5 protein-coding genes and 1 pseudogene are annotated in these 4,894 nt (G+C 70.4%); 2 read left to right on the top strand and 4 right to left on the bottom strand.

Translation table 11 applies throughout. The features are described 5' to 3' along the window. The first annotated feature begins 45 nt into the window (after window positions 1-45). Window positions 46-711, top strand: coding sequence for a CPBP family intramembrane glutamic endopeptidase (locus Q2100_RS29515; protein ID WP_302916877.1), 666 nt, complete (start codon window positions 46-48; stop codon window positions 709-711). Between the two features lie 16 nt (window positions 712-727). Then, a complete protein-coding gene (locus Q2100_RS29510) occupies window positions 728-1,453 on the top strand; it encodes an aminoglycoside 3'-phosphotransferase (protein ID WP_302916876.1) in 726 nt (241 codons plus the stop codon). A 5-nt stretch (window positions 1,454-1,458) separates the two neighbouring features. Here the strand turns inward: Q2100_RS29510 and ripD are convergent, their stop codons facing one another. The 4 genes and pseudogenes from ripD to Q2100_RS29490 all read right to left on the bottom strand — a co-directional run. Beyond that, window positions 1,459-1,983, bottom strand: a complete 525-nt coding sequence (ripD, locus tag Q2100_RS29505; RefSeq protein WP_264013167.1) for an NlpC/P60 family peptidoglycan-binding protein RipD — start codon at window positions 1,981-1,983, stop codon at window positions 1,459-1,461. Between the two features lie 269 nt (window positions 1,984-2,252). Further along, window positions 2,253-2,753: a thiol peroxidase gene (tpx, locus tag Q2100_RS29500; protein ID WP_302916875.1), complete on the bottom strand. Its 501-nt coding sequence runs from the start codon at window positions 2,751-2,753 to the stop codon at window positions 2,253-2,255. Window positions 2,754-2,814: 61 nt separating this feature from the next. Continuing rightward, on the bottom strand, window positions 2,815-3,924 hold the full coding sequence (locus tag Q2100_RS29495) for a spore photoproduct lyase family protein (RefSeq protein ID WP_302916874.1): 1,110 nt from the start codon (window positions 3,922-3,924) through the stop codon (window positions 2,815-2,817). Between the two features lie 41 nt (window positions 3,925-3,965). Next, a pseudogene (locus Q2100_RS29490) lies at window positions 3,966-4,894 on the bottom strand (hypothetical protein); the annotation flags it as partial.

Genomic DNA, 4,894 nt, shown 5'->3' with positions numbered 1-4,894 from the left:
GCCCCGCCGCCGGCCCCGCCCGCGGCGCGGCCGCACCGCTGGGGCATCGGCGCGTACCTGGTGGTGGTGACCACCTATGTGGCGGTCGGGCTCCTGTTGCTGCTGGTGCTGGGGGGTGGCGGGGCGTCGGTGGGGAAGATCGCGACGGTCCTGGTGGTCCCCACCGTCTGCGCCGCGGCTCTCGCGGTGCTGATCACGCGGTTACGTGGCAACGGGCCACGCATCGACCTGCGGCTGCACTGGACGTGGCGCGGTCTCGGATGGGGTGCGCTGTTCGGATTCGGCGGGCTGTTCATCACGCTGCCCGCCGCGGCGCTCTACCTGTCGATCGTGGGACCCGAGGCGAACTCCGCGGTGGGCGCGGTATTCGGGGACATCCGGACGTCATGGGCCTGGGCGGTGACCATCTTCCTCTGCGTGGTGCTGGTGGCGCCGGTGTGCGAGGAGATCGTCTACCGCGGACTGCTGTGGGGTGCACTCGACTGGCGCTGGGGCCGGTGGGTCGCCTTCGCAGTGACGACCGTGCTGTTCGCGGTGGCCCACCTCGAGTTGACCAGGACACCACTGCTTCTCATCGTCGCGATCCCGCTCGGCCTGGCCCGGCTGTACACCGGAAGCCTGGTCGCCAGCATCGCCGCCCACTCGGTCACCAACCTGCTGCCCGGTCTCGTCATCATGCTCACGCTGGTCGGCCGCATGCCCACCGTGTGATGCGCCGGCCGACTCCGTGAGCGCACCCACCGGTCCGACCCCGGTGCCCTCTGTGGTCGACGCCATCGCCGCGGGCAGGCCGGTCGCCGCGGTGTGGGTGAACGAACTCGGCGGCGTCACGTTCCAGATCGGCACCGGCGAGCGCCGGGAATTCGTCAAGACCGCGCCCGCGGGCAGACCGCACCTGCTGGCCGCCGAGGCCGAGAGAATGCGCTGGGCGGTCGACTTCACGCCGGTCCCCCACCTGATCGCCGCCGGCGACGGCTGGCTGCACACCGCGGGCATGGCGGGACACTCGGCGGTGGACCCGCGCTGGCTCGCCGCGCCGCGAACGGCGGTCCGCGCCATCGGTTCCGGTCTGCGGCGCCTGCACGACACCCTGCCCGTCGCCGGGTGTCCCTTCGACTGGTCGGTGCCGACGCGGCTGCGGCGAGAGGTGCGGGCCGAGGCCCGCGCGACCGTGGGCGAGGCGCCGCCCGTCGACCGGATGGTGGTCTGCCACGGCGACGCGTGCGCGCCGAACACCCTGATCGGCGACGACGGTGCGTTCAGTGGGCACGTCGACCTCGGCGACCTCGGCGTCGCCGACCGGTGGGCCGACATCGCTGTCGCTCTGCTGTCGCTGTCGTGGAACTTCGGCCCCGCCGACTGGGAGGACGAACTCCTCGCGGCCTACGGCGTGAAGCGCGATGCGGTGCGGATCGACTACTACCAGCGCCTGTGGCAGGCCGGCGACGCCTGACCTTCTCAGGCGATGAAGCGGCCGAGGTAGGGCATCATGTTGGCGGTGCGGACCGGCGTCACGGCCACCGCGGGATCGGTCGCCTCCAGCATCTGCCCGTTGCCCAGGTACATCGCCACGCTCTGGGTTCCGTTCGGACCGTAGAAGAGCAGATCGCCCGGCAGCGCCTGCGCAGGCGCGACCTTCGCCGCCGCCAGGAACTGGTCACCCGACGACCGCGGGATCTTCACGCCGACACCGGCGAACGCATAGAGCATCAGGCCCGACGCGTCGAAGCCGGCGACGGTGGCGGTCGGGTCGAACGCCAGGACGGCGGGGTCGGCATCCTTGCGCGCGGCCTTGCTGGTCGGACCGGTGGCGTCACCGCCGCCGTAGACGAACGGCACCCCGCGCTGCGCCAGCGCGCGGGCGATCACGTAATCGATGGCTTGCTGATGCGCCGTCGAGCGGGTGTAGGGATCGGCGGAGGCGTGGCCCGCGGTCACCAGCAGCATGGCCACACCGATCACAACGGCATAGATACGCCTCATTCGAAATCCACTCCCTGAGCCACGAGAACTGCCGCGTCGCGTCGACGCGTCGGTTGACATCTGTCACCACAGTCACTTCTACAACTCGCGGCGGCCGGAATGCCAACTGGGCGGGCGTCTCGGCGAAGGAGATGCCGTACCGATACCGAACAGTGATCGCGGGGCTGGTCAGACGCATTTCGGGCGCCCCAATGCGCCGAACGTGCGGCCACTGCGAGAATCGAGGCGATTCTTCGCAGTGACCGCACGTTCGGCGGACGAGGTGGGTTCTAGGCGGACTTCAGCGCGGCGAGCGCGGCGTCGTAGTCGGGTTCGGTGCCGATCTCGGGCACCAGCTCGGCGTAGGCCACCTTCTGGTCGGCGCCGATAACCACGACGGCGCGCGCGAGCAGGCCGGCCATCGGTCCGTCGGCGATCGTGATGCCGAAGTCCTCGCCGAAGCTGTCGCGGAACGCCGACGCCGTCTTGACGTTCTCGATGTCCTCGGCGCCGCAGAACCGCTTCTGGGCGAACGGCAGGTCCTTCGACACGCAGAGCACCGAGCCGCCGCCGGCCGCGGCGCGCTCGTTGAACGTCCGCACGCTCGTGGCGCACACGGGGGTGTCGACCGACGGGAAGATGTTGAGCAGGACGGGCGTGTCGCGGAAGTCGTCGCTCGTCACCGCGCCGAGATCGGTTCCGGTGAGGGTGAACTGCGGTGCCGCTGAACCGACGGCGGGCAGCTCCCCTACCGTGTTGATCGGATTTCCACGCAACGTTATCTGTGCCATGACCCCAGTCTGCCAAGGTGCGACCGTCGATCGGGAGCCAGGGTGCGCGGGCCCGCGGCGCTCAGGTCCAGTACAGGACGCGGGCGGCGGGCAGTACCTCGGCCAGTTCGGCCTCGAACCAGGCCCGCATCTCCGCCATGGTGTCCTTGGGATAGACGTACTTGGCGGAGCCGAACTTGCCGAACTTGCGGGTGCGGCCCGATTCGTCCATGTCCAGCTTGGTGCGCGGATACCACCCCAGCAGCACGTCCTTGCTCGACGCGGTGAACCTGTGGGTGATGCACTCGACGGTGAGGTCGGGATCCGGGACGTCGGCGAGCGCGGCGGCGACGTCGCGCAGCAGCGCCGAATAACCGTCGCGCCACTGCGGCGTGGCCATGATCGGGGCGATCGTCAGCCCGACGGGATAGCCGGCCAGCGCCAGCGTGCGCATCGCCGCGAGCCGGCGCGCCAGCGGTGCGGTGCCGCCCTCGAAGCGGCGGGCGACGTCGTCGGCGTTGACCGAGAACCGCACGCGGGTGCGCCCGTCGTGTGGCAGGCCGGTGAGCGCGGCGACGTTGTCGAACTTGGTGGTGAAGCGCAGCCCCACCAGGCCCGCCCAGTCGCGGGTGCCGACATGGGCGATCGTCGTCGACAGCGAGCCGGTGAGGTGCTCCAGCGCGAGCGGATCGGTGTAGCAGGAGGCTTCGAAAGTGGTGCCCTCGGCCGAGCGTGCTTCGGAGGTCGAGGTGATCGTGCCCTGGCCGACATGCTCGTCCATCGCTGCGAGGATCTCGGGCAGGTTCGCGTAGACGCGGGTGATCGGCGGACCCGACAGCGATCCGGCGAGGTAGCAGTACTGGCAGTGCGCCGGGCAGCCCTCGGCGAGGTCGATGCGCCAGTCGGCGCTCGGCGGGATGGGCTGCAGCCGGCGCTTGCTGGGTGGCGCGAACACGACGGCGAGTGTGCGCTTGGCCAGTGCGTAGGCCGCCCGGTCGTTCTCGGCGCGCACCGGCGGCAGCCGGTCGCCGGGCAGCACCGTGATGTCGGTGACGCCCGCGGTGTCACATCGCTCGACGATGGCGGCCCCGTGCGGAGTCTCCGACGCCGAGCGTGTCACCAGGACACGCTGAGGAGTCCACAGCGTCGGGGCGGCGGGGGCATGGTCGGCGGGGATGCTGGCTGTCGTCATGTGTCCGGTTCAACGCCGTGGGCGAGGGGCGAATTTCCCGCTCACGGCGCCGCGGTTGTGGGAATGGTCACGGGCTCACGCGCCGCGAGATACGGCCTGGCCAGGGCGAGCGCCGTACCCGTCGCGGCGATGAGGACGTAGACCGGTAGCAGGTGGATGAAACTGGTGTACCCGATCGAGAAGTGGATCACCAGCACGGGCAGGGTGCCGAACGCGCACCCGACCAGCAGCGCCCACCACACCCAGGTCTCGCCGCGCCGCCAGCCCCACATGCTGATCAGCAGGACGGCCAGACCGGCGCCGATCAGCGCGCCGCCGAAGCCGGCCCTGTCGTGGGCGATGAACGACAACAGTTGCGGGCCTGCCGAATCGAGTGTGTGCGCATCGGTGTCCATGAAGGTCAGGTCGGTCGGCACGAACACCGACGTGAGGCCGACGGTCGAGATGACGCCGCCCGCGACCACCAGGCCCCCGCCGACCCCGATCATCAGTAGCTGTCCCCACAACGCCCGGCGCCGTTCGGATTCGGCGCCCTCGGTCGGGGCGCGCCACGACGGCGGCGGGACCTCGCGGCACACCGCGAGAAGGAGCATCGGGAACAACACGATGACGACGAGTGTGTGCAGGGGCTCGAGGAAGCCGGTTCCGAGGAAGTAGAAGTACGTCAGGAACGTCACGAGACCCGAGATAAGCAGCGCGTTGCGGGCCCACCGGCGTCCCAGCCGCATCCCGCCCCACGCCAGCCCCAGGTAGAGCACACCGATTCCGATCATGTTGCCGGCCATGGTGATCCGGTCGTGCTGCAGGAAGCCCACGAGATGATGGTTGACGGCGTGCAGGTCGGCGACCGACGCGCCGAGGTGGTCGCGGTCGTACCACAGCAGCACCGGCCCGAGCGCGATCAGTGCCGCGCCCGCGCCGGCGACGATCATGCCGAGGCCGACGAGGACGCCCCACAGCCAGCCCGGCC

Origin of the sequence: Mycolicibacterium arseniciresistens (assembly GCF_030519285.1) — a bacterium.
Taxonomy (GTDB): Bacteria; Actinomycetota; Actinomycetes; order Mycobacteriales; family Mycobacteriaceae; genus Mycobacterium; species Mycobacterium arseniciresistens.
The sequence above is the reverse complement of the archived record's forward strand: the minus strand, read 5'-3'. Positions and strand labels throughout refer to the sequence as shown.

Coding starts and splice junctions, on each gene's coding strand:
- ripD (WP_264013167.1), bottom strand. CDS start 1,983: ATGAGGCGTATCTATGCCGTTGTGATCGGTGTGGCCATGCTGCTGGTG.
- Q2100_RS29495 (WP_302916874.1), bottom strand. CDS start 3,924: ATGACGACAGCCAGCATCCCCGCCGACCATGCCCCCGCCGCCCCGACG.
- tpx (WP_302916875.1), bottom strand. CDS start 2,753: ATGGCACAGATAACGTTGCGTGGAAATCCGATCAACACGGTAGGGGAG.